This is a genomic window from Psychromonas marina, from assembly GCF_030161115.1.
GTDB classification, from domain to species: domain Bacteria; phylum Pseudomonadota; class Gammaproteobacteria; order Enterobacterales; family Psychromonadaceae; genus Psychromonas; species Psychromonas marina.
This window is the reverse complement of record NZ_BSPQ01000001.1, coordinates 541225-567489: the sequence shown is the minus strand read 5'-3', so window position 1 is coordinate 567489 and position 26265 is coordinate 541225. Positions and strand designations below refer to the sequence as shown.

Here is a 26265-nt window from a genome sequence, read left to right as displayed (position 1 = left end):
ATGACAGATAATAGAGATGAGTTTCAAAGCTGGTCTATTCCAGAGTTAAGCGAAACCGAACGTGATGAACCTGAAGAGAGTTCATTATTTGGTAAACCAGCAACTTGGTATAATAACCGTAACAAAGCGGTTGAAGAGATTGAAGAGGATGTTGAAGAGCAGCCTAAGCCATTAACATTGGATGATATTGAAGCGATTCGCCAATCAGCTTATGAAGATGGTTTTAATGAAGGCAAAGAGAATGGGCATCAACAAGGGGTTGAAGAGGGAAAATTAGAAGGCCTAGCAACGGGTCATCAAGAGGGGCTTGCACAAGGTATTGAAGAAGGATTAGCGCAAGGTACAAAAGAGATTGAAGAACAAGTTAAACGTTGGACATCGTTACTTGATCGATTACATAATCCTCTTGAAAAACTTGATGCTAATGCTGAATATCAGTTGGTACACCTCGCTACCTCTTTAGCTGAACAGATAACACGTTGCGAAATACAGACCTCTCCGAAAATAATACTACAAGCGTTAAAGCAAGCAGTGGATGCATTGCCGATCAGCGAACAAAAGCTGTCTATTAACCTGCACCCTGAAGATCTAAAATTTGTCTTGGCTGCTTACTCTCAAGAACAATGCATTCATCGCGGTTGGGATCTACAAGCCGAGCCCGCCTTAATGCGTGGCGACTGCCAAATTAATACGCAAGTATCCAGTGTCGACTTTGCTTTTAATACCCGTATTGATCAGGTCTTAAAGCGTTTCTTTAAAGAAAATTATCAGCACCTACCAGAGAAAAATGATAATTCTAGTTTGATTAATGATCAGCCAATGCCGGTGGAATCGAACACCGAGCAGGAGGAGGTTGAAGCCCTCAGCTATGCTTAGTTTCGACGAGCGTTTAAGCCAATATAAAGTGGCAGACACGAGCACTCAGCCGATCGTATCAGGGAAACTAATACGTGTAGTTGGTTTAACGTTAGAGGCAGTGGGCTGCAGTGCAGCGGTAGGGAGCTTATGCCGCGTGGAAACCAACGATGGTTTTATCGATGCAGAGGTGGTTGGCTTTTCTGGTGAACGACTATTTTTAATGCCGAGTGAACGTTTAACCGGTGTTTTACCTGGCGCGCGTGTCATCCCACAAACAGAAGCGCAAGGGATTCCTGTTGGTATGGAATTGCTTGGGCGTGTACTAGACGGTATTGGTAAGCCGATTGATGGTAAAGGTGACATTGTTACTGCACAGACCAGTCAATTTAATAACCCGCGTATTAATCCCCTTAGCCGTAAAGCGATTAAAGAACCCCTGGATGTCGGAATTAAAGCGATTAACGCGCTATTAACCGTTGGTCAAGGTCAGCGTATGGGCTTGTTTGCAGGCTCGGGCGTCGGTAAAAGTGTTTTACTTGGCATGATGACCCGTGGTACCACCGCGGATGTAGTGGTGGTGGGACTGATCGGTGAACGTGGTCGAGAGGTGAAAGAGTTTATTGAAGAGATCTTGGGTGAAGAAGGGCGTAAACGCGCCGTTGTGATCGCTGCGCCTGCAGATGCTTCGCCACTAATGCGTTTAAAGGGCTGTGAAACGTCATTAACCATCGCTGAGTATTTTCGAGATCAGGGTTTAAATGTGCTGTTATTGATGGATTCACTGACACGTTTTGCACAGGCACAGCGTGAAATTGCACTTGCAATCGGTGAGCCGCCAGCGACGAAAGGTTATCCACCCTCTGTATTTGCAAAATTGCCCGCTTTAGTTGAACGAGCCGGTAACGGAAATGAAAATCAAGGTTCGATTAGTGCCTTTTTTACCGTGTTAACGGAAGGTGATGATCTACAGGATCCGATTGCAGATGCCTCTCGTGCGATCTTAGATGGGCATATTGTACTCTCTCGAGAGTTGGCTGATTCTGGTCATTTCCCCGCTATTGATGTGGGTAAGTCAATCAGTCGTGTGATGCCGATGGTGACTTCAGAAGAGCATCAAACGCTTGCGCGCGCATTAAAACAAGCTTATTCCTTATATCAAGAGAACAAAGAACTCATTACCATTGGTGCATATTCTCGCGGTAGCGATCCACGCATCGATAAAGCGATTGTGATAAGACCTAAGTTGGATCACTTTTTGCAGCAAGGCATGAAAGATAGCATTAGCTATAACGATTGTTTGACACAGCTTGCTACCTTAACCCAGCAGTTTGTGAATAGTTAGGGAATTACTATGTCTAGAGACGCATTACAGCTTGTTTATGAGCAACGAGAAAAACAGGTAAATCAAGCATTAAAAGCATATCAGCACGCACAGCAAGCGTTATTTGAACAGCGTCAGCAATTGCAAAATCTACATCAATATCGTCGCCAATATACGAACCAACTCAGTGAAAAAGGTTCACAAGGCGTATCTATTGCCGATTTAGGGAAGTATCAACAGTTTATTGTGCAAATAGATCAAGGTGTTACTCAGCATCAGCAGGGAATGGTTAAGTTTGAGTATGATGTACAAGCGCACAAAAAAATGTGGATTGAAGCGCAGGTAAATCATAAAGCGTTAGGCATGTTATTAGAAAAAAAAGCAAAAAAGAAGTTAGCGTTAGCAGATAAAAAAGAGCAAATGTTACTCGATGAATTTGCAACCTTTCAATACTTTCAAAAACAATCACAATCTGGTCTGTAAATTGCTTGCAGTGTTATAACGCGGTAAAAATACCGATTAATGGCAATAACTATCCTCAAAAGAGATCTCGATGCAATCAATACTCTCCACATCCCCAACTAAATTGCTTGCAACAGAAAAAAATCATGCCGATAAAGAGGCTCATGAGGTTGAACATAGCGATAAAACCGGTGAAGAAAATACTGCACAACGTTTCTCCTCTGTGTTGAGTGACTTGACTGACAATAAAGCCTTAATAAAATCGACCTTATCGCAAACCGTTCAACAACAAACAGTAACTGGTGAAGCTGTCTTAGAGCAAACACTGGTTGAAGAAACACCCCTATCTACAAAGGGTCAACAACTAGATCAGCAAGCCTCAAGCGATGAGGTTTTTGCGTTACCTGCTTCTGAAGAACAATTGCTTGTAAATGTAAATGATAATGATAATCATAAGGATGTACTGCAAAACATTACTGAACTTTCGAGCAACGTCGCAACTTCCATTACTAAAAAAGAACCTATTAGTAATATTGAATCATCGGATGAGCAGGTCGTAAAAGCAATTAAACAAGCCACTTTTAGTCAAACGAGCCTACCTGCGAATGAGGGCTCTCAAAGCGCACTAATAGAGCCGCAAAGCAATACAGATTTAGCGGGTGCAATGGACTCGAAAGAAGCGACAGAGGAAACTGTTAATACGGGTGATACAATGAGTGAAGAGATAGCGCTTCCTCTTTTACCCTCTTCAGAAAAACAGAATGATGTGGTCACTCAAGAGGTTAAAAAAGAGCTATTCGCTTCAGCTAATAAAGTACTTAATCAAGATGTTGTTGGTGAAGCTGCAGATAAAACCGAGAAAATGGCAACAGGGCTTAATCAAGCATCTGAAATGTCGAATAAAGAGCCAATTGAGCAAATTGCTAAGAATGAGAGCACTGACAATGATCTTGCTGAAAGTGGCGTAAAAGGTTTAGTACTTGATGCGGATCCTTTGCTAGAAGAGCAACTCGTCACTGATCATCAAGTATCTAACAAGACCTTTGCCGTATCAAGCAACGACAGTACTGATGCTACTGACCACCAGTCGCAACCATCTAAAGTAATAAATCCTATTTTGTCACAAATAGAAAACGCACAAAAAATAGATACTCAGGTAACGGATCCTAAAACTAAGCTAGATGCGGATATAGCGGCAAAAACAACAGAAGCTGCGCCAGCATTTGAAAAAAAGATTAAGTTAAATACTGATAATATGGGCAGTGATGCTGTGCAAGTCACTGACGAGAATACCCCCAAAGAGAGCAACCAGAGTAGTAATAAACTTGATAGTCTTATCTCCTCTTTAAATCAAGAGATGGCTAAATCGACGCCTCCTCAAAATATAGAGAATAATGGATTACGCTCAATCGCAGCAACCGCTGTCAGCGATAGGATGCTCCAGCAAACAACACATAATACGCCATTAATGCAATCAGCAGCATTGCAACAACCCCTTGAATTACAATCTAAACAAGCTTCTGCGATGATAGGGGAACGGTTGATGATGATGATGGCACAGGGGAAACAAGAAGTGACTATTCGCCTGGATCCTGCTGAATTAGGTTCGATGCATATCAAGTTGCAGATACAACAGGATCAATTGCAGGTGGCTATTCAGACACAAGCTGGTCAAAGTCGCGATATTGTTGAACAAAATTTACCAAGGTTACGTGAACAGTTAGCCCAACAGGGTATCAACTTAGGTGAAGCAACGGTCGAGCAACAGAGTAAGCAGGAGCAGTCTTCATCGCAACATTCAGGCAATGGCAGTGTTGCTTTACAGGGCGGGCGTGATGGCACTGAACAAGGTTTAGACGATCAAGGAGAGTGGATGAGTACGCAAATCCCGATTCCTGCTCAAGGAATTGATTATTATGCATAAAGCTCTGTATTTGTCATTCATTTGCATTAAAATCAGCAACACTGAAAACCAACGTATAAAAATAGGGAAATATTAACTATGCCTGATGAGCAGATATCATTAGATGGTGAGGGAACTCCTTCAAATAGTAAGAAAAAATTAATTATTATCATTGTTGCTGTATTACTTGTTTTAGGCGCTGGTGTAGCGGCATATGTTTTTTTCTTTGCCTCTGATGACAGTGAAGTAGCAACGGAAGTTGTAGTCGAAATAAAGCAACCAGAGCAAACGTTATCAGCGAACTATGTCGCGATGCCGCGCCCATTTGTATTTAATGTAATGGAAGGTAAACGTGATCGTTTGGTGCAAATTAAAGTGCAGTTAATGGTACGTGGCAATGAAAATGCGACACTTGCTAAAAAGCATATTCCATTGTTAGAGGGGACGTTAGTAAGCGTATTTAGTGCAGCAACAGCAGCGCAATTACGCAGCCCTGAAGGAAAGGAAGCACTTAGGAAGTCAGCATTAGTCGCAATTAATGAAGAAACTAAAAAACGCGAGGGTAAAGAGATTGTCCACACGGTTTTATTCACCGGTTTTGTTTTACAGTGATCATCACATTTTTTAATTAGTAAGGTTTTTTATGGCAGATCTATTATCCCAAGACGAAATTGATGCGCTGTTGCATGGTGTCGATGATGTTGAAGAGGATGTTGTTGAAAGTGAAGATGATGGCGAGGAAGCCCTTGTTCATTTTGACTTTTCATCACAGGACCGTATTGTGCGCGGTCGTATGCCAACACTGGAACTGGTTAATGAGCGCTTTGCACGCCATTTACGCATCAGTTTATTTAACATGCTACGCCATACTGCAGAGGTCTCCATTAATGGTGTACAGATGCTCAAGTTTGGTGAATACGTACATACTTTATTTGTCCCGACGAGTTTAAATATGGTGCGCTTTCGCCCTTTAAAAGGCACTGCGTTAGTCACTATGGAAGCGCGTTTAGTGTTTATCTTAGTGGAAAACTTTTTTGGTGGAGACGGTCGCCACCATGCCAAGATAGAAGGGCGTGAATTTACTCCCACAGAGCGCCGTATTATTCAGATGTTATTAAAAATAATTTTTGAAGATTACCATGATGCATGGGCACCGGTGATGGATGCTGAATTTGAGTACCTTGACTCTGAAGTAAACCCTGCAATGGCGAACATTGTGAGCCCTACAGAAGTGATTGTGGTGAACTCATTTCACATCGAACTCGATGGAGGGGGCGGTGACTTTCATATCGCAATGCCTTACTCAATGTTGGAACCAATTCGTGAACTACTTGATGCGGGGGTACAGAGTGACAAAGAAGATACTGATCAACGTTGGAGCCAAGCCTTAGAAGATGAAATTATGGATGTCAGTGTCGATTTTACGGCTAAGTTGTTAGAAAAAGAGATGCCTCTACGCGATATGATTGATCTCAAAGCGGGGGATATTATTCCCGTTGATCTGCCTGAGTCAATGATGGTGCTAGTCGAGGGACTACCTACTTTTAGAGCAACACTTGGTCAAAGTAATGAGAATTTAGCACTGAAAATTACAGAACGCATTGAGCGCCCTGAAGTACAAAATACCCAGCTACAACTGGGTAACTTAAAAGATCTTGAATAATAGCGAATAGATAGGAAGAACGTAATGAGTACAGAACAAGATATGGCCGATGAGTGGGCTGCAGCTTTAGAAGAATCCGGTGATGCGGGTGATAATGTAAGCAATGTCGAACTGAATGAGTTAAAGGATAGCTCCCCCCCATTAAGCGCTGATGAGTATGCGCGTTTAGACAGTATTTTAGATATCCCGGTGACTATCTCGATGGAGGTTGGTCGCAGTAAAATCAATATTCGTAATTTATTACAATTAAACCAAGGTTCGGTTGTTGAGTTAGATCGTATTGCTGGTGAGCCATTAGATGTATTGGTTAATGGCACCCTAATCGCCCACGGTGAAGTGGTGGTGGTTAATGATAAATTTGGTATTCGTTTGACCGATGTGATTAGCCAAACAGAACGCATTAAGAAACTTAAATGAAATATGTTTTGTTGTTCATTACGTTGTTTTTGCCGACGCTCTGTTGGGCGGAAGGGGGGCTTAAGCCTCCTTCAGATCTAAGTATCGGTAGTATGGTTGCTTCCTTAGTCTTGGTGTTAGCTTGTATTTTTGTGTTTGCCTTTTTAATGAAAAAAAGCAATTTAATCCGCAATGCTAACGGCAATTCATTAATTAAAGTGATTGCGACACAGCCGCTTACTAACAAAGGGCGAGTGCAGATAATAGAAGTTGACCAAAAACGTTATCTGATTGGCGTGACTGAGCAAAACATTAATCTGTTAGATACCTTGCCTCTGCCTGAAGAAGACCCCTGTGAGCCTACAGACGGTAAAAGTAAGCACTCTTTTTCCACACTCCTTTCTAAAATAAGCACTAAACGTAATGAATAAAGTACTTTTATTGTTGCTCAGCTCGCTGTTATTTTTCTCTCCATCGCTGCTTGCCGAGCCGGGGGCATTATCTGCCCTGACGGTAACCACCAACGCCGGGGGAGATCAAGAATACAGTGTGACCTTGCAAGTGCTTGCGTTTATGACTGCGTTAAGTTTCTTGCCTGCAATGCTGATTTTAATGACCTCATTTACCCGTATTGTGGTGGTGATGTCGATTTTAAGACAAGCATTAGGTTTGCAACAAACGCCTTCAAATCAGGTGATAAATGGTATTGCACTGTTTTTAACGTTTTTCATTATGACGCCGGTTTTTGATAAAATTAATGAAAGTGCACTGCAGCCTTACCTCAATGAAAATATGCCAATAGCAGAGGCGTTGGAACTAGGTAAACAACCGATGATGGAGTTTATGCTGTCACAGACGCGCTTAAAAGACTTAGAAACCTTTTTAGAGATAGCGAATGTGCAAGTAGATACACCTGAAGAGGTGCCTATTACCGTGCTTATTCCCGCTTTTGTTACCAGTGAATTAAAAACCGCTTTTCAAATTGGCTTTATGATATTCATCCCTTTTCTGATCATCGATTTAGTGGTGGCCAGTATCTTAATGGCAATGGGTATGATGATGTTATCGCCAATGATTGTTTCGTTACCCTTTAAGTTAATGCTGTTTGTATTAGTAGATGGTTGGAACTTGATCATGGGCAGTCTCGCAAACAGCTTTGGTCTGTTGTAGGAGAGGAAATGGAACCGGAAGTTTTTGTTAATATATTCCGCCAAGCACTGTGGACTGTTTTGGTATTGGTCTCAGCGGCTATTATTCCTAGCCTATTAATTGGTTTAGTGGTTGCTATTTTCCAAGCTGCGACTTCAATCAATGAGCAAACCTTAAGCTTTTTACCGAGGTTGATGATGACGTTAATTGCATTGGCATTTGGTGCGCATTGGGGCTTTGGTAAGTTAATGGAATTCTTTATTGCGATGATCGATCAAATTCCGCAAGTTGTGGGTTAATGACCATGTTGAAGCAACACTAGCGATGGAATATTCTGCTGAACTGCTGATGAATTGGATTGCCACTTATATTTGGTCATTTACACGTATTGCTGCGATGTTAATGGTGATGGTAGTGGTGGGTTCACGTACCACGCCAAAACGTGTGCGCCTGTTTTATGCGCTTGCGGTGACCATTGCTGTTTTCCCAATTCTGCCTGCTGCACCGATGGATATTGAACTCTTTTCTGTCGCCAGTGCTTTTGTGATTTTACAGCAATTACTGATCGGGATTGCGATTGGTACTATCTCCATTTTTGTTGTGCAAACTTTTGTGGTTGCAGGGCAAATTATCGCGATGCAAACCAGTTTAGGTTTTGCATCGATGGCGGATCCGATGAGTGGACAGTCATCACCCGTTGTCGGTCAGTTTTATGTATTGCTGGTTACGCTGTTGTTTTTAGGTGTCGATGGTCACCTGTTAATGATTGAGTTGATTGTGCGCAGTTTCGAGACTTTACCTATTTCAATGAAAGGTTTGCTTGCTACTGACTATCAGAAATTAGCAGGGTGGTTTTCTGTGATGTTTCAAGCTGCATTAGCTTTTTCAATCGCCTCGATGGTCGCGATGTTATTAGTTAACCTCTCTTTTGGCATTATGACCAAAGCAGCACCACAACTTAATATCTTCAGTTTAGGTTTTTCTATCAGCATGGTGTTTGGATTATTTGTTCTGTGGATCACCCTGATTAATGTACCAACTCATTTTGAAAATCAGTGGTTGCGTGGCATCACCACCATGTGTGAATTATTAAATGGTGTTTGTGAGAAACAACCCTAAAGGGAGCTTAGTATGGCTGAAAATGAGAATGGTACAGAACGCTCCGAGGAAGCCACACCGGACAAAATCCGTAAATCCAAAGAGAAGGGACAGGTTGCCCGTTCAAAAGAGCTTGCAACCGCCTCGGTACTTATCTCGGCTGCTTTTGCATTATTAGTTTTTGGTGACCGATTAGCCTATGAACTGTCTGTGATGATGAAATATTCGTTCACCTTTGAGCGAAGTGTGTTGTTTTCCCCTGAATACCTCTGGATCCATTTAACGACAAGCTTTAAAGGCTTGGCGATGCCGATGTTTATTATTTTATTTATGTTATTTGTCATCTCTATTTTAGGCAGTTCGCTACTTGGGGGGATGATATTCAGCACTAAATCGATGATGCCTAAATGGAGTCGACTTAGCCCTAAAGCGGGGTTAAAACGTATGTTAGGGATGCAAGCCTGGGTCGAGCTTCTAAAATCTATCTTAAAAGTGCTGGTGGTTATCGGTGTTGCATGGACGATTTTAGCGATGACCTTTGAGCAGATTTTAAACCTTTCTATGACACCGTTACCGGGTAGTGTGTTTGAAGCGTTAGATATGATCACTTGGATGTTTATCTTACTCTGTTGTTCACTGTTGGTGATTGTGGCTGTTGATGTACCCTATCAAATTCACAAGCATAGCCAAGAGTTGAAAATGACTAAGCAGGAGGTTAAAGATGAATATCGTAACTCCGAGGGTAAGCCGGAAGTTAAGCAGCGAATTCGTCAACTGCAATATGAAGCTTCACAACGTAAAATGATGGGCGATGTGCCCGATGCCGATGTAATCGTAACAAACCCAACCCATTATTCGGTTGCCATTAAGTATGAGCAAGATGGTGAACGAGCTCCTTATATCGTCGCCAAAGGTGTCGATTTTATGGCGCTTAAAATCCGCGAAGTTGCCCGTGAATATGAAATCCCTGTGATGGAGGCTCCGCCTTTATGTCGTGCTATTTACCATACAACAGAAATTGGTGATGAGGTCCCTGAGGAGTTATTTATCGCGATTGCGCAAGTACTTGCTTATATTTATCAGCTAGATCAGTTTCGTAAGGGAAAATCAGGTCGACCCAAGCCACTACCGAATGATTTAAAAATACCCAAAGGGTTTCAATATAACGACTAAGTTCATGTTTTAAAAATATTTTTCGCACATGGCTTGATGCTTGCTTCATAATATGACCACAAAAAAAATATAGGTTATTCCCATTAATACATTACTCACCTCTTTATGGCTGAATAAAGCCAAAATGCTTTCCGGTATTGGTACGCCAATCATGGTATTAGCGGCATTAGCAATGGTTGTTTTGCCGATGCCAACGCTGCTACTTGATATGCTGTTTACGTTCAATATTGCACTTGCATTAGTAGTGTTGTTGGTGTCTATTTACACCAAAAAACCATTAGATTTTGCTGCTTTTCCAACGGTGCTTTTAATCGCCACATTAATGCGTTTAGCCTTAAACGTTGCATCCACACGTGTTGTTTTACTCGAAGGACATCAAGGTGGTGCTGCTGCCGGTAATGTAATTGAAGCATTTGGTTCGGTGGTTATTGGTGGGAATTTAGCGGTGGGGTTAATCGTCTTCTTGATTTTGATGATTATTAACTTTGTGGTAATCACTAAAGGTGCTGGCCGTATCTCCGAGGTTAGTGCCCGCTTCACGCTAGACGCAATGCCAGGTAAGCAGATGGCGATCGATGCCGATTTGAATGCCGGACTGATTGATCAAGAGCAAGCACGTTCAAGGCGTGAAGAGGTCACCATGGAAGCTGATTTTTATGGTTCGATGGATGGTGCGAGTAAGTTTGTTAAAGGTGATGCGATTGCGGGCATCATGATTCTTTTCATTAATATTATTGGTGGTTTTATCATTGGGATGTCTCAGTATGACCTTCCGATGGCAGAAGCGGCTGAAATTTACACTATTTTAACTATTGGTGATGGACTGGTTGCCCAGATACCTTCGCTGTTACTTTCGATAGCCGCTGCCATTACAGTGACGCGTGAGAATACTTCTGCGGATATGGGCGGACGTGTGTTGGGTCAAATGTTTGACGATCCTAAAGCATTGATGATCACCGCGGGTATTTTATTAATAATGGGTATTGTACCTGGCATGCCACACCTTGCGTTTTTAACACTCGGTGGTATTGCGGCGGGTGGTGCTTACTGGCAGTTAAATCGTGTTAAAAAACAACAAGCTTTAGCTGAGTCAGGTGAAGCGGGAGGCGCAGTTGCAACTGCAAGAGAGTCTTCAGAACCTAAAGAACTTGGTTGGGATGATGTGAGAAGTGTTGATACCATTGGTTTAGAAGTCGGTTATCGCCTGATTCCTTTGGTCGATAAAAGTCAAGGTGGTGAACTATTAGATCGTATTAAAGGCGTGCGTAAGAAGCTATCACAAGAGATGGGCTTTTTAATTCCTCCGGTACATATTCGTGACAATTTGGATCTATCTCCCAATAACTACACCATTTCGTTGATGGGCGTCGCCTCTGGTAGTGCAGATATTTATCATGATAAAGACATGGCGATTAATCCCGGGCAAGTATTTGGCCCTATTGAAGGGGTTGCGGGTATTGATCCCGCTTTTGGTTTAGAAGCAACTTGGATTGATGAACCGCAGCGTGAACAAGCGCAAGCATTAGGTTACACCGTTGTTGATACCGCAACCGTTGTTGCCACACACCTTAGTCAAATTTTAACCAATAATGCAGCCCAACTGTTAGGGCATGAAGAAGCACAAAGCTTGTTAGATCTGCTGGCTAAGAAAAACCCTAAATTGGTGGAGGGGTTAGTACCTGAAATTTTGAGCTTGAGTACGGTAGTTAAAGTGTTGCAGAGTTTATTAAACGAGAATGTTGCAGTACGTGACATCCGCACGATTGTACAAACATTAGTTGATTATGGTCCACGCAGTCAAGACCCTGAAGTACTCACTGCAGCTTGTCGTATCTCATTGAAACGCATGATAGTACAGGAGATAATAGGTAACGAAAACGAACTGCCGGTGATCACCTTGTCAACGGATTTGGAACAAATCTTGCATCAATCAATGCAGGCGGGTGGAAATGAGGGCGCAGGTATTGAGCCTGGACTAGCTGAACGTATTCAAACGTCACTCATTGAGGCGTCACAACAGCAAGAGTTGATCGGTCAACCTTCAGTATTACTGACGTCGGGGATTTTAAGGGGCACGCTTTCGAAATTTGTTAAACACACGATTCCAAGTTTACATGTACTCTCTTATCAGGAAATTCCTGATGATAAACAGATAAAAATAATTAGTTCAATAGGGCAATAGCTGGGTATAACAGATGAAAATTAAACGTTTTTTTGCAAAAGATATGCGTACAGCGATGGTTGAGGTTAAGGAAGTCTTAGGTCCTGATGCCGTGATTATGTCCAATAAAAAGGTCGTCGGCGGTATTGAGATTGTTGCTGCCGTGGACTATCAAGCTCAACAAGCTGAAATAAGTAAAAAAGAAGATCCATTAAACGCATTACAAGATGACAATGTGCAGTTATCTTCACGTTCTACCAAAGCACCCATTAAATTACAAAAAAGCGCGCGTAATGGCGCTAAAGAGAGTGGCGAAGATTTTGCTAAATCATTGAACTCATTCTTTGGTAAAGTTGAATCACAACAAGCAAAAAACAGATCAAGAAAACCGGTTAAACCAGCGCTACAAACAAGAGATGAACTACCTGCTTTTTCTGCTGTTTCAGAGCAGGTAAGTCAAACGAACAGACCAAAAACATTAGCTGAACAACAGAATTGGGCGGCGACAGAACAGCCACTAAAAGTGAACGCGAGCATTCGTCGAACAACACCTGCACCTTCACGTAATGATAATCAAGAAATTGCCAAAATTAGTGCGGAAGTGGAATCATTACGTAAACTACTTGAACATCAAGTTTCTGGTTTGATGTGGCAGGAGATGGAACGCAAGGAACCAATTCGTGCGATGATCATTAAGTGGTTGACTAAAGCTGGTTTTTCAGACGATATTGCCGATCAACTTGCGAGTTACATCCCAGAAGATGCGTCTTCGACTGAAGTTCAGCAATATATTCAGGCATTATTACAAGATAAGATTTATATTGGCAAAAACGAGATATTATCGCAGGGTGGTGCAATTGCATTACTTGGCCCAACAGGGGTTGGCAAAACGACTACTATCGCCAAACTTGCAGCACAATTTGCAATGAAATATGGTGCAGATCAAGTGGCGTTAATAACTACCGATACATACCGTATCGGCGCACATGAGCAACTGGCTACCTATGGGAAAATAATGGGTTGTAGTGTTCGTGTCGCAAAGGATGCTGATGAGTTATCGGAAATTTTGTATCAGTTTCGAGAGAAACGATTGGTATTGATTGATACCGCAGGGATGGGGCAACGAGATATTCGTTTATCGGAACAACTTGATACGTTAATGCGTAATAGTCGTGTTAATATTCAAAGCTATCTTGTTGTTTCTTCTACTGCACAACGACGTGTTGTTGAAGAAGCGATGGATCATTTTAAACGTATACCTCTTTCTGGTTGTATTTTAACCAAAGTAGATGAGAGTATTGGTTTAGCAGAGTTATTAAGTGTAACCATGCAACATGCGCTGCCGATAAGTTATGTAACCACGGGACAGCGTGTGCCCGAAGATATTGAGATCGCTAGCATTGACAACCTTATTTCAGGTACGTTAGCGACGATGAATGAGATCTTTGAGCAAGAGCAGCATCAATGGTTTAGCAGTTTCGAAAATGAATAGAATTTAGTATTTAGAATCAATAATTTAGATGAGTGTAATATGATTTCAGACCAAGCAAGTGGGTTAAGAAGAATGAAAAACAACCAAGTAAAGGTCATTGCTATCACAGGCGGTAAAGGTGGTGTGGGCAAAACAAATGTGACTTTGAATATGGCTGTTTCTCTTGCTCAACGTGGTAAGCGCGTGCTGGTATTAGATGCCGATTTAGGTCTTGCTAATGTCGATGTGCTTTTAGGTATTCGTGTCACTAAAAACCTTTCGCATGTATTGTCTGGTGAATGTACTTTGGATGAGGTGATTGTTGAAGGTCCAGAGGGAGTGATGATTATTCCTGCCACCTCAGGCACTCAATCAATGGTTGAGCTTAGTGATGTTGAACATGCTGGCCTTATTCAAGCATTTAGCTCATTGCAAACACCTATCGATATGTTACTTGTTGATACCGCTGCAGGTATCTCCAATATGGTGGTTAGCTTTGCACAAGCAGCTCAAGATGTGGTGATGGTGGTTTGTGATGAACCGACATCTATTACCGATGCTTACGCCTTAATTAAAATATTAAGTAAGCAAAACGGTGTTTATCGATTCAAAATTGTTGCCAATATGGTGCGTAGTTTACGTGAAGGGCAAGATCTCTTTACCAAGCTAACTCGTGTAACAGACCGTTTCTTAGATGCCTCATTAGAGCTTGTTGCCTGCATACCATTTGATGGCAATGTACGCCAAGCGGTGCGAAAACAAAAAGTAGTGGTGCAAGCTTTTCCTAAAACGCCTGCTTCTTTAGCCTTTAAAGCATTAGCCAATAGGGCTTGTGACTGGCCAATTCCGCATCAGCCCGGAGGACACCTAGAATTCTTCATTGAAAAATTATTACTTAATAATGTAGATGAGCGACTTCGGTGATCAAGGCAAAAGGTTATTATAACAATACTTCAGACCTGATTGATCGTCATACTGAGTTGGTGCAAAAAATAGCTTACCATCTCATTGCTAGGTTGCCACCTAGTGTGATTGTCGATGATCTCATTCAGTCTGGCATGATTGGTTTGCTTGAAGCGGCAAGAAACTTTGATGCCAGTAAAGGGGCTAGTTTCGAAACCTTTGCAGGTATTCGAATTCGTGGTGCAATGCTCGATGAGATGCGTCGCGGCGATTGGGTACCAAGATCGGTACATAAAAATAGTCGCAGTATCGCAACCGCCATTGCTAGCGTAGAAAAGCAAACTGGACGCGATGCCAAAGAAGCTGAAATAGCAGAAGAGTTATCATTAACATTGCCAGAGTATCAGCATATGTTACGTGATGTTAACTGTGCAAAATTAGTGGCCTATGAAGACCTTGCTGGCTCCGAAGAGGGCTTATGTAATGAGTCTGTTAGCCATGATGGTATTTTTAACGAAGTGAGCGAAGCGCAATTTGCGAGTAAGCTCGTGACGATGATAAAAGAACTACCAGAGCGAGAGGCATTAGTCTTATCACTCTATTACGATGAAGAATTAAACCTTAAAGAGATAGGCTTAGTATTGGATGTCAGTGAATCAAGGGTGAGTCAGATTCACTCTCAAGCATTGCATCGCTTAAAAGCAAAGGCGCAAGCAGTATAGTTAACCGCCATTATTGCCATCTTGATAAGAGATAGATCACAGTTGGCTCAACAATAAAAAAAATTATAGCTTTTGATTACGTCTTTTTTTACTATCTACTTAGTATAAGTTTCAATTAGTTATAGAAAAATTTAGTTTTTACCTAGGGGAACGTTTTGGACAGAAATATGAAAGTACTCATTGTGGATGATTTTTCAACAATGAGAAGAATAATTAAGAATTTATTAAGAGATCTTGGGTTTACCAATACCTTCGAAGCTGATGATGGAAATACTGCGTTACCCATGCTTAAAGATGGCGGATTCGACTTTGTGGTAACTGATTGGAATATGCCGATCATGCAAGGGATTGATCTGTTAAAAGAGATTAGAAAAGACCCTAAATTAAAACACTTACCTGTTCTAATGGTAACGGCAGAAGCAAAAAGGGAGCAGATTATTGAAGCGGCACAGGCTGGTGTAAATGGTTATATTGTAAAGCCTTTCACAGCTGGCACATTAAAAGAGAAGCTAGACAAAGTATTTGAGCGTTTAGGTTAAAGGGGGAATGTATGGCCGATCAAATAGTGCCACTTCTCTCGCTATCACAAGCCAAAGCGTTAGTTGCTCACTTAGAAGCAAATGAGATAATTGCAGCAAATGAAATTGTAGAACAAGCAAGCGACATATCGATAAGTGAAGGTCAGGTTTTTGAAAAAGTAGGTGAATTAACCCGTGAATTACATGACGCGTTAGTGAGTTTTCAAAATGATACCCGATTAATCGATATGGCTGGTCATGATATCCCTGACGCTAAGCTACGACTAAATTATGTTATTGAGATGACTGACAAAGCGGCAAATAAGACCATGGATGCGGTTGATAATTGCCTACCTATTGCAGATAAGTTAATTGCAGATCTTGATGCGGTAAAACCAAGTTGGCAAGGCTTGATGAACCGTGAGCTCGCTTTAGGTGATTTTAAAAAGCTTTGTCACCAGATTGATGGATTAATCGAAGAATCTTCATCCAGTGCGATAAACCTACGCACTTCTTTAACCGATATTTTAATGGCACAAGATTTTCAAGACCTAACCGGACAGATGATTCGGCGTGTGATCGATCTTGTACAAGAGATCGAATTAAAATTAGTTGGTATTTTAACGGTTTGTAGTAGTGAAGAAAACGCTGAGATAAAAAAAGAGACAGCGTGTATAGATAACAATATTAAGGCGGAAGGGCCAATCATCGATGCCGAATCGCGTGATGATGTTGTTAATGGGCAAGATGATGTGGATGATTTACTGTCTAGTTTAGGATTTTAAGGGAATGGAAAATGACATTTGAAGTAGATGAAGAGATTCTGCAGGACTTTTTAGTTGAAGCAGGCGAAATTTTAGAATTGTTATCTGAACAACTGGTGGAACTAGAAAATAATCCTAATGATAGCGAATTACTCAATGCCATTTTTCGAGGTTTTCATACCGTAAAAGGAGGTGCGGGGTTTTTATCACTGACCGAATTGGTAGAGACATGTCATGGTGCTGAAAATGTATTTGACTGCTTACGCCAAAAAAACCGTAGTGTAAGTTCTGCACTAATGGATACTATATTAGCTGCACTTGATGTCATTAATGCGCAATTTGATGCGGTTCAAACCGGTGAAGAGGCAACACCGGCACCTGCTGAGATCGTTGCAGAATTGCATCGTTTAAGTAAGCCAGAATCTGCAGATGAAGTTGTTGAACCAGAAGTATTACAAGAAGAAGCTTTAGACAGCGTCGCGCCATCGGCGAGTGAAGAGATAGACGACTTTGAGTTTGATGCATTATTAGATGAGCTTCATGCTCAATCTGGTTCAGCACTCGCTGCACAACCCGCTAGTCCTGAAAATGCAGAGATAAGCGAAGATGAGTTTGAATCATTATTAGATGAATTACATGGTACAGGTAAACACGCAATCACATTGCCAGATACGCCTAGTGCTGCAGCGATTGATGAAATTGGTGATGATGAGTTTGAATCGTTACTCGATGAACTACATGGTAAAGGGGCGCATTCTGGCGTACCCGTAAAAGAAACGGTACTAGAAAGTAGCAGCGATGAAATTACTGACGATGAATTCGAATCATTATTAGATGAGCTTCATGGCGCCGGGAAAAGTGTTCAAAATACCACTTCAGTAACGCCAACGGTAACTAAAACTGTCGAGCAAGTTGTGCAACAACCTACTAGCACTGCGCCGATAAAAGCCATTAAAAAATTCCCTGTTAAAACAGAGGTTGTAGCGACACCTGCTACTAAAGCCCCCGTGAAAGCTGCCGTTGCTAAAGCGGAACCAACTGTGCGTGTAGATACCGCAATTCTTGATGAAATAATGAATATGGTTGGCGAGTTGGTCTTAGTGCGAAATCGTCTCGTTAGTCTTGAAACGACTTCTGAAGATGAAGAGATATCAAGAGCGGTTGCTAACCTCGATATCGTGACGGGTGACCTACAAGGTTCAGTGATGAAAACGCGAATGCAACCAATCAAAAAAGTATTTGGTAAATTCCCGCGTGTAGTACGTGATTTAGCGCGTACATTAGGTAAAGATATTCGCCTTGATTTAGTCGGCGAAGAGACCGATTTAGATAAAAACCTAGTGGAAGCATTAGCGGATCCACTGGTGCATTTAGTCAGAAACTCTGTCGATCATGGCATCGAAATGCCTAATGTTCGTATGCAATCCGGAAAAGGTAAAGAGGGAAGAGTATTACTTTCAGCCTCACAAGAGGGCGATCATATTCTATTAGTCATCGAAGATGATGGCGCCGGAATGGATGCGAACAAGCTGAAACAGATTGCAATGGATAAAGGTATTCTGGATCAGGACGGTGCTGATCGCATGTCTGATAGAGATGCTTATTCATTAATTTTTGCGCCGGGTTTTTCAACCAAAGAAGAAATATCAGACATCTCTGGTCGTGGCGTTGGAATGGATGTGGTGAAAACCGGCATCACTAAGCTCAACGGTACAATATCGATTGACTCAGCGCTGGGTAAAGGCACGCGTTTAGAGATAAAAGTCCCCTTAACATTAGCGATTTTACCGACCTTAATGATTGTGGTTTCAGAGCAAACATTTGCATTACCATTAACCAATGTAAATGAAATATTCCATCTTGATCTAAGTAAAACCAACATGGTTAACAATCAACTTACCATTGTTATTCGTGATAAAGCGATTCCTCTTTTCTATTTAAGCGATTGGTTAGCACCTAATAAACCTAGCGTTGAAAAGGGAACCGGTGTTGGACATGTTGTTATCGTTCAACTGGGTGTACAGCAGATAGCGTTTGTTGTTGATGCATTATTAGGTCAGGAAGAGGTGGTTATCAAAGCGCTTGATAAGTTACTTTCAGGGACTCCGGGCATGGCGGGTGCGACCATCACCAGTGATGGTGGTATTGCATTAATTTTAGACTTACCAAGTCTACTAAAACATTACGCATAAACGATGTCATAAATGACGCATAAAAGGTTAGGGAATGAGATGGCGATAAAAGTATTAGTTGTTGATGATTCAAGTTTTTTCAGACGTCGTGTCAGTGAAATAATTAATAAATCGCCTGCATTAGAAGTTATTGGTACCGCCAACAATGGTCAGGAAGCAATTGAACTGGTTGCGAAGCTAAAACCTGATGTTGTTACCATGGATATTGAGATGCCTGTGATGGATGGCATCACTGCGGTGAAGCACATCATGGCAACAAATCCATTGCCAATTTTAATGTTTTCCTCATTAACCCATCAAGGCGCAAGTGCAACGTTAGATGCACTTGAAGCAGGGGCAAGTGATTTCTTACCTAAAAAGTTTGAAGACATTGCACGCGATAAAGAGGAAGCGATTAAGCTATTACAGCAGCGCATTCAAGCTATCGCATCACGAAGAGTCGCACGCGCTTTCCCCAAATTCAGTAACAGAGAGGTGCCTGTTAAAGCGAAGCCTGCACTTTCGGCACTAAAAAAACTGAATGAGCATAATTTAGCGACACCTGCAAATAGTACGAGAGAAGCGGTTGCTGCGCGTCCGGTGACAAGAAAGCCGATTACCGCCTCAAGTACAAATAAGTTTTTTAAAGCTTCTGGTAAGAACTATGATGTACTTGCCATCGGCACCTCAACAGGCGGTCCTGTTGCACTGCAGACGGTCTTATCTGCTCTTCCTCGTGATTTCAAACTGCCTATCTTGTTGATTCAACATATGCCGGGAACCTTTACCAAGGCGTTTGCTGATCGTCTAAATGGTCTTTGTCAGATTAGTGTTAAAGAGGCAAGTGATGGTGATATTTTAAAACCAGGATGTGCTTATTTAGCGCCAGGTGGACAACAGATGTTGGTCGATGGTCGCGCTGGGCATGGAAAAGTTCGTCTTCATGCAGGCAGTGAAAAGCTTAATTATAAACCTAGTGTGGATATCACTTTTGCTTCGTTATCTAAATTGTATGGGAAAAAAGTTTTAGCGGTGGTGTTAACCGGCATGGGCGCTGATGGTCGTGAAGGTGCGCGTATGTTGAAAGAAAAAGGTGCTGAAATTTGGGCACAAGATGAAGCGAGTTGTGTTGTATATGGTATGCCGCAAGCGGTCACTAAAGCGGGAATTGCAACCGAATCGTTAGCACTTGATCAAGTTGCTAAGCGTATTTTAGTGGAATTAAAGCATGAATAAGCTGGGGTTGCTTGGTTTTGCCATCATTATTATTAGTATCCTATTTGCACAAAGCTACCATGGTTCATCAATAGCGGGGTTGTTTGATCTGCCCGCTTTTCTTATCGTATTTGGTGGCACGGTTGGTGCTATTTTTATACAAACATCTTCTAAACAGCTATTACATGCACTTAAGCTTTTACCTAAAATATTTACGACGCCTAAATTATCCTTACGTGAGCAGTCATTAAAAATACAGGCATGGTCACAGCACTCTCGTCAGCATGGCTTACTTAGCCTAGAGCAACTAACTGATCAACGCTTAGACCCCTTCACTCAAAAAGGGTTATCAATGCTGATTGATGGCAGTGATCAGATAGTATTGCAAGACGTGCTACAACAGGATATTGACCTTGAGAGTGAGCATAATGAACGCAGTGCGCAGATATATGAATCGATGGGAGGTTATAGCCCAACTATCGGTATTATTGGTGCGGTGCTTGGCTTAATACAAGCGATGAGTTATTTAGACCAACCAGAAAAATTAGGTGCTGGCATTGCGGTTGCATTTCTTGCGACCATTTATGGTGTCGGTTTTGCTAACTTTATCTACCTACCGATTGCCAATAAAATTCGTCTTCATTATCAATATATCGCACTCTATAAAGAGATGACGTTAATCGGACTGTTATCGATTGCATATGGTGATAATAGCTTGTTACTCAAACGCCGTTTACACGCTTATATCGATCGAGCTTCCTATTAATGCGCGTTCGTCCACGCTCAAGAATGCAGATGCAGAAAGGCAATGATATTCATCGCTGGACAGTCTCTTTTGCTGATTTTATGACGTTAATGTTTGCCGTTTTCGTGGTTTTATATGCGGTTGCTGCAAACGATAAAGAGCAATATAAAGAGGTGATGTTAAGTATTCAAAATGCCAGTAAATTACTGAATCAGTCGCTACTCAGTAGTAATATGGAAGGGGTATTAACCCATAATAGTAATAGTCTTATTGAGGATGCAGGTCCTGCGTTACTTTCGCAGCGCACGCCAATTCAAGAAAAGATGCACCCATCAGAAATAGAAACATTGCAGCAAGAGATTGAATCTCCCCAACAGGAGGATGGTTTAAAACAGATTAAATTAGCGCTAGAAAAACTATTTGTTACTGAATTGGATAACCATCGTATTGAGTTAGACCTAAATGGCGACTGGTTAACGATTGAAATGGGAGGCGATATTCTCTTTGCTGGTGGCAGCCACACCTTATTAAACTCTTCTGGTGACGTGGTAAAAAAAATAGCGCAAGTATTGGCACCGGTAAATAACTTACTGCGTATTCGCGGCTATAGTGACCATGAAATAGTCGCCAATGAAATCTATCGCTCAAACTGGGAGCTCTCCGGAATGCGTGCCTTTAGTGTTTTACACGCCTTGAGCGAACAAGGAATTAAAGAACCGAGGATGATTGCTGAGGCTTACGGACGTTTTTCTCCGATTTTAAATGATAACAATGATGTTGAACTGCTAAAAAGTCGACGTGCTGTTATTGCCATATCAGCGTCTCAACTTGCAGTTGCAAAGAGAAACCGGAAATTACCACAAGATAAATCACTACAATCTGATAATAAAACTCAACTGAATAGCATCTCGGCCGATAGTAAAGAGATGCGCGAAGTTTACTTACCCAATGATCGATTAATTATTACCACAAGGCAGGAATAGCGTTGTTAGTCTGGACAGTAGCAAATCAAAAAGGTGGTGTAGGTAAAACAACCACCGTTATTTCATTAGCGGGTTTGTTAGTGGAAAGAGGCTTTCGTGTTCTGTTAATTGACACGGATCCGCATGCATCATTGACCAGTTATCTGCAATATGACTCTGACCAGCTACCCGTCAGTTTGTATGATCTTTTTCAGCAACCTGCGCAAACAAAGGCAGACTTAGATCAAGTGATCTTGCCGACGGAGATAAATAACCTTTCTTTAATACCTGCATCGATGGCGTTAGCAACATTGGATCGTGTACTCGGTAATAAAGAAGGAATGGGGCTTTTTTTAAAAAAACAGCTCAAGCTAGTGGAGGATGACTATGATGTTGTCCTGATCGATTGTCCGCCTGTTTTAGGGGTGATGATGGTTAACGCCTTAGCCGCGTGTAGTAAGATTCTTGTACCGGTACAAACTGAGTTTTTAGCCTCAAAAGGGCTAGAGCGAATGGTGAAAACCCTGCAGATAATGCAACAATCACGCGATTCAAATTTTAACTACTGTATTATTCCTACCATGTTTGATAGGCGAACACGTGCATCATTGGATACGCTACAGCAATTAAAGGCGACTTATAAAACAACAGTATGGAGCGGTGTTATTCCTATTGATACTAAATTTCGAGATGCGAGCATCAAACATCTGCCTGTTTCATTATTTGCACGTAATTGTCGCGGCGCCTTTGCTTATGAAACACTACTTAATTACCTGTTACAAATAGAGCCTTATTAATGAAAAACCATAACGACGAAGCGATAGCGAACTACTTTAGTTCGATGTTAAATGAAAAAGCGTCAACAGAGGTTATCGAAGAGACAACGCCTAAAACATTAGCGGTGAATGTTTCTGGTTTACCTGAAAATTTAGTTTTCTCTGAACCTGAACCTGAACCTGAAATTGAGCCAGAAGCCGTGCCAGAAAAAGCATCGGCAGCATGGAAGAATATTGATGTGGAGGAACAATTTCAGGTGCTTTTTTTTGAACTATCAGGTCTCACGTTTGCAGTACCTTTAACCGACTTAGGTGGAATTCATCACCTTGATGATTCAATTAATTCACTGTTTGGTAAACCCGACTGGTTTTCTGGTGTGATGACGCATAATGACTCGCTGTTTAATATTGTTGATACTGCTAAATGGATCAGTACTGGCGAGTCAGCTGAAACACTAAGTTATAGCCACTATATATTATTGGGCGCAACGAAGTGGGGGTTATCCTGCGAGAAGCTGTTAGGCACAGAAACGTTAACTCGATCGCAAATAAAGTGGCGAGAAGCACAAGGGAAACGACCTTGGCTTGCGGGCATGGTAAAAGATAAAATGTGCGGGCTTATCCATGTAGAAGAGTTAGTTAAGCTGTTGAATAGTGGTATAAATATACACGGTAAATAGCAGTGAGAAACAAACATTAGCAAGTAACAATTAACATAAAACGATTAATACAACATATTCGATAGGGAATAATATGAATAGAGATACACATGGCTCAGAAAATGGCTCAGATGATGAAGTTTTCCAACGGGTAACGTTTCAGTTAGAAAATGAAACCTATGGAATTAATGTGATGCAAGTTCAAGAGATCTTGCGTTACAGCGAAATTGCAGCGGTACCTGGTGCACCTGATTATGTTTTAGGCATCATTAACCTGCGTGGTAATGTTGTCACTGTTATCGATACACGATCACGTTTTGGCTTAATGCCTGCTGATATCACTGATAACAGTCGCATTGTTATTATCGAAGCTGAAAAACAAGTGATTGGCATTCTGGTTGATAGCGTGGCAGAAGTTGTTTACCTGAAGAAATCTGAGATGGAAGTTGCACCACATGTTGGAACGGAAGAGAGTTCTCAGTTTATACAAGGTGTCACTAATCGTGATGATGGTCTGCTTATTTTGGTTGATTTAAATAAGTTACTCAGTGATGATGAGTGGGATGAGTTAAGCCTACTATAAAATAGAGTGAACAATGTATTTACAATATCTACCATGGCTAACACTTGTGTTAGCCTTTGTTTTTTTTATCACTAGCTACCTGTGGATTAAAAAACTAGCGAAAAAAAATAATGCTTTAGAGATACTATTAAAGTCTGTTATGGCCAATAATGAACTCTTTAAACAGCAATTTGTGGAACTTCACTCAGGCAGTATTGGCATGGGTAAGAAGATCCAACAGTTAGAATCTAAAATAATAAAAACTCAAGAAAACCAGCAAAATATTGTCGCTCAAGCACCAGAAAATCGGTTATATACTCGTGCGGCTAAAATGGTTGAATTGGGTGCCTCGATTGATGAGTTAATGGCTGAATGTGAACTTCCACGCGCAGAAGCTGAGTTATTGATCAACTTACACAAAAAATAATGATAGCGTTTATCACCATCCTATCTTTATCTGCAGAGATAAGTTAGGATGCGGTGTCTTAATATGCCCGTTTATTTGAACTTTTTGATTAGGTAGCCTGGATGCTTCGCTGTGAAAAATTAACCTGTGTGCGAGAGGATCGCGTTTTATTCAAAGATCTCAGTTTTGTAATAAAACCAGGTGAAATAGTACAAGTAGAAGGTCCTAATGGCGTTGGAAAAACCAGTCTTTTTCGACTTGTTATTGGATTGTCGTTACCCTATCAGGGAGACATCTTTTGGCAAGATACACCTATCACAGATGATCGTGAACATTTTTATCAGAAACTACTTTATCTCGGCCATAAAACCGGTATTAAACCTGAGTTAACCGCGCTCGAAAATTTACAATTCTTTCAAAAATTGCAACCTAGCCATAAAAATTTAGATCTCTGGGAGATATTGGCAAAAGTAGGGTTAGCGGGATATGAAGATATCATCACGGCGCAACTTTCAGCGGGTCAGCAACGTCGTGTCGCTCTCGCTCGCTTATGGTTAAATGATTGTCCATTATGGATCCTCGATGAACCTTTTACTGCAATTGATAAGTCTGGTGTGAAAGTATTAGAGAACCTATTTCTGCAGCATGCTGCACAGGGGGGGATCGTTTTGTTAACCACCCATCAAGACCTCTCACTCGATAAGAAGCATCTCTCTAAAATTATCTTAGAAAAGCCACAGGATAATTTTTATGTTTAAGGTCTTTTTGCAAGTAGTCAGTAAAGAGCTTAAAGGTGCTTTTAGGCGACAAAGTGATATCTTAAATCCAGTATGGTTTTTTATTATTGTTGTTACCCTATTCCCTCTTGGTATTGGCACTGACCCAATACTATTAGCACGCATTGCACCCGGTGTTATCTGGGTCGCAGCCTTGCTTGCGGCATTGCTCTCTTTTGAGCGATTATTTAAAGATGACTTTATCGACGGCTCACTTGAGCAACTAATGTTGATGCCACATCCTCTTGCGTGGTTAGTAAGTGCTAAAGTATTTGCACATTGGTTATTAACCGGATTACCGATTTTATTTATTTCTCCGTTATTGGCTATTTTTTTATCGATGGAGACAAACACTTATTTTGCATTGTTTTTAACTTTGTTAATTGGTACGCCAATCTTAAGTTTACTGGGGGCTATTGGTGTTGCATTGACTGTTGGTTTGCGTAAAGGCGGAATATTATTAAGCTTAATTATGTTGCCATTAAGTATTCCTATTTTAATCTTTTCAACGTTAGCTATTGATGCGGCTGCTTATGGGCAATCCTATCTCGGCTTGTTAGCACTGTTAGGTGCAATGTTAGTTACATCAATTACCTTAGCCCCTTTCGCGATTGCAGCTTCACTGCGTGTTAGCGTGAGCTGAGTTTATTTAATTTTAGACAGAGAGTTATTTTATTATGTGGAAATGGTTACATCCCTATGCAAAGCCGGAAAAAAGCTATCAACTAGCTGGCAAGTTATTACCTTGGTTTGTTGTCGTCACCGTGATCACCTTTGTAGTGGGTTTAGTATGGGGGCTATTATTCGCTCCGGCTGATTATCAGCAAGGGGATAGCTTCCGCATTATCTATATTCATGTGCCTGCTGCGATGATGGCGATGGCAGCCTACTCAACAATGGCGATTGCCGCTTTTATCGCGTTAGTGTGGCAGATTCGTTTAGCCGAGATGAATATCGCTGCTATTGCGCCAGTAGGTGCCGTGTTTACCTTTATCGCACTTGTTACTGGTGCTGCTTGGGGGAAACCGATGTGGGGCGCTTGGTGGGTCTGGGATGCACGCCTGACTTCTGAACTGATTTTGTTGTTTGTCTATTTAGGTATTATCGCGTTATATAATGCGTTTTCCGATAAAGTATTAGCGGGACGTGCTGCTTCAATATTGACTTTAGTGGGGGTGATCAACTTACCGGTTATTCACTATTCAGTGGTTTGGTGGAATACCTTGCATCAAGGTGCAACGATCATGAAATTTGATAAACCTTCAATGGCACCAGAGATGTTATGGCCACTGATGATTATGATTGTTGGTTTTGCAGCTTTTTTAGGGTCGGTAAGCTTATTACGTTTTAGAAATGAGATATTAGCTCGTGAGAGCCATCGACCTTGGGTAAGTGCATTAGTGACAGATAAATTAAGCGGAGAAAAGTAAC

Annotated in this window: 29 protein-coding genes; all 29 read left to right on the top strand. The window is 41.4% G+C overall.

Annotation, left to right across the window (positions count from 1 at the left end):
- On the top strand, positions 1-876 hold the full coding sequence (gene fliH, locus QQK09_RS02735; protein WP_284202581.1) for a flagellar assembly protein FliH: 876 nt from the start codon (positions 1-3) through the stop codon (positions 874-876).
- Positions 869-2200 (top strand): flagellar protein export ATPase FliI, encoded by a 1332-nt coding sequence (gene fliI, locus QQK09_RS02730; RefSeq protein WP_284202580.1) that lies wholly within the window; start codon positions 869-871, stop codon positions 2198-2200. Before fliH ends, fliI begins: the two co-directional genes overlap by 8 nt.
- Positions 2201-2209: 9 nt before the next feature.
- Positions 2210-2662, top strand: coding sequence for a flagellar export protein FliJ (gene fliJ, locus QQK09_RS02725; protein WP_284202579.1), 453 nt, complete (start codon positions 2210-2212; stop codon positions 2660-2662).
- 70 nt (positions 2663-2732) lie between these two features.
- Complete coding sequence (locus QQK09_RS02720) at positions 2733-4565, top strand: flagellar hook-length control protein FliK (protein ID WP_284202578.1); 1833 nt, start codon at positions 2733-2735, stop codon at positions 4563-4565.
- A gap of 78 nt (positions 4566-4643) precedes the next feature.
- On the top strand, positions 4644-5156 hold the full coding sequence (gene fliL / locus QQK09_RS02715) for a flagellar basal body-associated protein FliL (protein WP_284202577.1): 513 nt from the start codon (positions 4644-4646) through the stop codon (positions 5154-5156).
- 31 nt (positions 5157-5187) lie between these two features.
- The gene (gene fliM / locus QQK09_RS02710) at positions 5188-6207 is read left to right on the top strand and encodes a flagellar motor switch protein FliM (protein ID WP_284202576.1); all 1020 of its coding nucleotides are present in this window, start codon (positions 5188-5190) and stop codon (positions 6205-6207) included.
- A gap of 24 nt (positions 6208-6231) precedes the next feature.
- Positions 6232-6624, top strand: coding sequence for a flagellar motor switch protein FliN (gene fliN, locus QQK09_RS02705; RefSeq protein WP_284202575.1), 393 nt, complete (start codon positions 6232-6234; stop codon positions 6622-6624).
- Positions 6621-7034, top strand: a complete 414-nt coding sequence (fliO, locus tag QQK09_RS02700) for a flagellar biosynthetic protein FliO (RefSeq protein ID WP_284202574.1) — start codon at positions 6621-6623, stop codon at positions 7032-7034. The genes fliN and fliO overlap by 4 nt, the downstream gene beginning before the upstream one ends.
- Entirely contained in the window at positions 7027-7773 is a 747-nt protein-coding gene (gene fliP, locus QQK09_RS02695) for a flagellar type III secretion system pore protein FliP (protein WP_284202573.1), read from the top strand. Before fliO ends, fliP begins: the two co-directional genes overlap by 8 nt.
- Before the next feature lie 8 nt (positions 7774-7781).
- Complete coding sequence (fliQ, locus tag QQK09_RS02690) at positions 7782-8051, top strand: flagellar biosynthesis protein FliQ (protein WP_284202572.1); 270 nt, start codon at positions 7782-7784, stop codon at positions 8049-8051.
- A gap of 25 nt (positions 8052-8076) precedes the next feature.
- Positions 8077-8871: a flagellar biosynthetic protein FliR gene (gene fliR, locus QQK09_RS02685; protein ID WP_284202571.1), complete on the top strand. Its 795-nt coding sequence runs from the start codon at positions 8077-8079 to the stop codon at positions 8869-8871.
- Positions 8872-8883: 12 nt separating this feature from the next.
- On the top strand, positions 8884-10023 hold the full coding sequence (gene flhB / locus QQK09_RS02680) for a flagellar biosynthesis protein FlhB (protein WP_284202570.1): 1140 nt from the start codon (positions 8884-8886) through the stop codon (positions 10021-10023).
- 124 nt (positions 10024-10147) lie between these two features.
- Entirely contained in the window at positions 10148-12205 is a 2058-nt protein-coding gene (gene flhA / locus QQK09_RS02675) for a flagellar biosynthesis protein FlhA (RefSeq protein ID WP_284202569.1), read from the top strand.
- Positions 12206-12218: 13 nt separating this feature from the next.
- Positions 12219-13676, top strand: a complete 1458-nt coding sequence (gene flhF, locus QQK09_RS02670; RefSeq protein WP_284202568.1) for a flagellar biosynthesis GTPase FlhF — start codon at positions 12219-12221, stop codon at positions 13674-13676.
- 39 nt (positions 13677-13715) lie between these two features.
- On the top strand, positions 13716-14579 hold the full coding sequence (locus QQK09_RS02665) for a MinD/ParA family protein (RefSeq protein WP_284202567.1): 864 nt from the start codon (positions 13716-13718) through the stop codon (positions 14577-14579).
- On the top strand, positions 14576-15280 hold the full coding sequence (locus tag QQK09_RS02660) for an RNA polymerase sigma factor FliA (protein ID WP_284202566.1): 705 nt from the start codon (positions 14576-14578) through the stop codon (positions 15278-15280). The genes QQK09_RS02665 and QQK09_RS02660 overlap by 4 nt, the downstream gene beginning before the upstream one ends.
- 155 nt (positions 15281-15435) lie before the next feature.
- Entirely contained in the window at positions 15436-15819 is a 384-nt protein-coding gene (cheY, locus tag QQK09_RS02655; protein ID WP_284202565.1) for a chemotaxis response regulator CheY, read from the top strand.
- An 11-nt stretch (positions 15820-15830) separates the two neighbouring features.
- The gene (locus QQK09_RS02650) at positions 15831-16583 is read left to right on the top strand and encodes a protein phosphatase CheZ (protein WP_284202564.1); all 753 of its coding nucleotides are present in this window, start codon (positions 15831-15833) and stop codon (positions 16581-16583) included.
- 11 nt (positions 16584-16594) lie between these two features.
- Positions 16595-18754, top strand: coding sequence for a chemotaxis protein CheA (locus tag QQK09_RS02645; RefSeq protein WP_284202562.1), 2160 nt, complete (start codon positions 16595-16597; stop codon positions 18752-18754).
- 39 nt (positions 18755-18793) lie between these two features.
- The gene (locus tag QQK09_RS02640; RefSeq protein WP_284202849.1) at positions 18794-19969 is read left to right on the top strand and encodes a protein-glutamate methylesterase/protein-glutamine glutaminase; all 1176 of its coding nucleotides are present in this window, start codon (positions 18794-18796) and stop codon (positions 19967-19969) included.
- Complete coding sequence (locus tag QQK09_RS02635) at positions 19962-20714, top strand: flagellar motor protein (protein ID WP_284202561.1); 753 nt, start codon at positions 19962-19964, stop codon at positions 20712-20714. Before QQK09_RS02640 ends, QQK09_RS02635 begins: the two co-directional genes overlap by 8 nt.
- On the top strand, positions 20714-21676 hold the full coding sequence (locus QQK09_RS02630) for a flagellar motor protein MotB (RefSeq protein WP_284202560.1): 963 nt from the start codon (positions 20714-20716) through the stop codon (positions 21674-21676). Before QQK09_RS02635 ends, QQK09_RS02630 begins: the two co-directional genes overlap by 1 nt.
- A 2-nt stretch (positions 21677-21678) precedes the next feature.
- Positions 21679-22452, top strand: a complete 774-nt coding sequence (locus QQK09_RS02625; protein ID WP_284202559.1) for a ParA family protein — start codon at positions 21679-21681, stop codon at positions 22450-22452.
- Entirely contained in the window at positions 22452-23111 is a 660-nt protein-coding gene (locus QQK09_RS02620; protein ID WP_284202558.1) for a chemotaxis protein CheW, read from the top strand. Before QQK09_RS02625 ends, QQK09_RS02620 begins: the two co-directional genes overlap by 1 nt.
- Before the next feature lie 73 nt (positions 23112-23184).
- A complete protein-coding gene (locus QQK09_RS02615; protein WP_284202557.1) occupies positions 23185-23673 on the top strand; it encodes a chemotaxis protein CheW in 489 nt (162 codons plus the stop codon).
- A gap of 13 nt (positions 23674-23686) precedes the next feature.
- Positions 23687-24079 (top strand): DUF2802 domain-containing protein, encoded by a 393-nt coding sequence (locus QQK09_RS02610; RefSeq protein WP_284202556.1) that lies wholly within the window; start codon positions 23687-23689, stop codon positions 24077-24079.
- 101 nt (positions 24080-24180) lie between these two features.
- The gene (ccmA, locus tag QQK09_RS02605; protein ID WP_284202555.1) at positions 24181-24816 is read left to right on the top strand and encodes a cytochrome c biogenesis heme-transporting ATPase CcmA; all 636 of its coding nucleotides are present in this window, start codon (positions 24181-24183) and stop codon (positions 24814-24816) included.
- A complete protein-coding gene (gene ccmB / locus QQK09_RS02600) occupies positions 24809-25477 on the top strand; it encodes a heme exporter protein CcmB (RefSeq protein WP_284202554.1) in 669 nt (222 codons plus the stop codon). The genes ccmA and ccmB overlap by 8 nt, the downstream gene beginning before the upstream one ends.
- A gap of 34 nt (positions 25478-25511) precedes the next feature.
- Positions 25512-26264: a heme ABC transporter permease gene (locus QQK09_RS02595; protein ID WP_284202553.1), complete on the top strand. Its 753-nt coding sequence runs from the start codon at positions 25512-25514 to the stop codon at positions 26262-26264.
- The last annotated feature ends 1 nt before the right edge of the window (position 26265 follow it).

What these genes read in the sequence shown, in the direction of transcription:
- QQK09_RS02620 (WP_284202558.1), top strand. Translation starts at nt 22,452, where the DNA reads ATGAAAAACCATAACGACGAAGCGATAGCGAACTACTTTAGTTCGATG.
- QQK09_RS02645 (WP_284202562.1), top strand. Translation starts at nt 16,595, where the DNA reads ATGACATTTGAAGTAGATGAAGAGATTCTGCAGGACTTTTTAGTTGAA.
- QQK09_RS02630 (WP_284202560.1), top strand. Translation starts at nt 20,714, where the DNA reads ATGCGCGTTCGTCCACGCTCAAGAATGCAGATGCAGAAAGGCAATGAT.
- QQK09_RS02650 (WP_284202564.1), top strand. Translation starts at nt 15,831, where the DNA reads ATGGCCGATCAAATAGTGCCACTTCTCTCGCTATCACAAGCCAAAGCG.
- QQK09_RS02610 (WP_284202556.1), top strand. Translation starts at nt 23,687, where the DNA reads ATGTATTTACAATATCTACCATGGCTAACACTTGTGTTAGCCTTTGTT.
- fliQ (WP_284202572.1), top strand. Translation starts at nt 7,782, where the DNA reads ATGGAACCGGAAGTTTTTGTTAATATATTCCGCCAAGCACTGTGGACT.
- fliM (WP_284202576.1), top strand. Translation starts at nt 5,188, where the DNA reads ATGGCAGATCTATTATCCCAAGACGAAATTGATGCGCTGTTGCATGGT.
- fliJ (WP_284202579.1), top strand. Translation starts at nt 2,210, where the DNA reads ATGTCTAGAGACGCATTACAGCTTGTTTATGAGCAACGAGAAAAACAG.
- flhA (WP_284202569.1), top strand. Translation starts at nt 10,148, where the DNA reads ATGCTTTCCGGTATTGGTACGCCAATCATGGTATTAGCGGCATTAGCA.
- fliP (WP_284202573.1), top strand. Translation starts at nt 7,027, where the DNA reads ATGAATAAAGTACTTTTATTGTTGCTCAGCTCGCTGTTATTTTTCTCT.
- QQK09_RS02640 (WP_284202849.1), top strand. Translation starts at nt 18,794, where the DNA reads ATGGCGATAAAAGTATTAGTTGTTGATGATTCAAGTTTTTTCAGACGT.
- fliO (WP_284202574.1), top strand. Translation starts at nt 6,621, where the DNA reads ATGAAATATGTTTTGTTGTTCATTACGTTGTTTTTGCCGACGCTCTGT.
- QQK09_RS02665 (WP_284202567.1), top strand. Translation starts at nt 13,716, where the DNA reads ATGATTTCAGACCAAGCAAGTGGGTTAAGAAGAATGAAAAACAACCAA.
- fliN (WP_284202575.1), top strand. Translation starts at nt 6,232, where the DNA reads ATGAGTACAGAACAAGATATGGCCGATGAGTGGGCTGCAGCTTTAGAA.
- fliR (WP_284202571.1), top strand. Translation starts at nt 8,077, where the DNA reads ATGGAATATTCTGCTGAACTGCTGATGAATTGGATTGCCACTTATATT.
- ccmA (WP_284202555.1), top strand. Translation starts at nt 24,181, where the DNA reads ATGCTTCGCTGTGAAAAATTAACCTGTGTGCGAGAGGATCGCGTTTTA.
- flhB (WP_284202570.1), top strand. Translation starts at nt 8,884, where the DNA reads ATGGCTGAAAATGAGAATGGTACAGAACGCTCCGAGGAAGCCACACCG.
- QQK09_RS02720 (WP_284202578.1), top strand. Translation starts at nt 2,733, where the DNA reads ATGCAATCAATACTCTCCACATCCCCAACTAAATTGCTTGCAACAGAA.
- flhF (WP_284202568.1), top strand. Translation starts at nt 12,219, where the DNA reads ATGAAAATTAAACGTTTTTTTGCAAAAGATATGCGTACAGCGATGGTT.
- QQK09_RS02595 (WP_284202553.1), top strand. Translation starts at nt 25,512, where the DNA reads ATGTGGAAATGGTTACATCCCTATGCAAAGCCGGAAAAAAGCTATCAA.
- QQK09_RS02615 (WP_284202557.1), top strand. Translation starts at nt 23,185, where the DNA reads ATGAATAGAGATACACATGGCTCAGAAAATGGCTCAGATGATGAAGTT.
- ccmB (WP_284202554.1), top strand. Translation starts at nt 24,809, where the DNA reads ATGTTTAAGGTCTTTTTGCAAGTAGTCAGTAAAGAGCTTAAAGGTGCT.
- fliL (WP_284202577.1), top strand. Translation starts at nt 4,644, where the DNA reads ATGCCTGATGAGCAGATATCATTAGATGGTGAGGGAACTCCTTCAAAT.
- QQK09_RS02635 (WP_284202561.1), top strand. Translation starts at nt 19,962, where the DNA reads ATGAATAAGCTGGGGTTGCTTGGTTTTGCCATCATTATTATTAGTATC.
- fliH (WP_284202581.1), top strand. Translation starts at nt 1, where the DNA reads ATGACAGATAATAGAGATGAGTTTCAAAGCTGGTCTATTCCAGAGTTA.
- fliI (WP_284202580.1), top strand. Translation starts at nt 869, where the DNA reads ATGCTTAGTTTCGACGAGCGTTTAAGCCAATATAAAGTGGCAGACACG.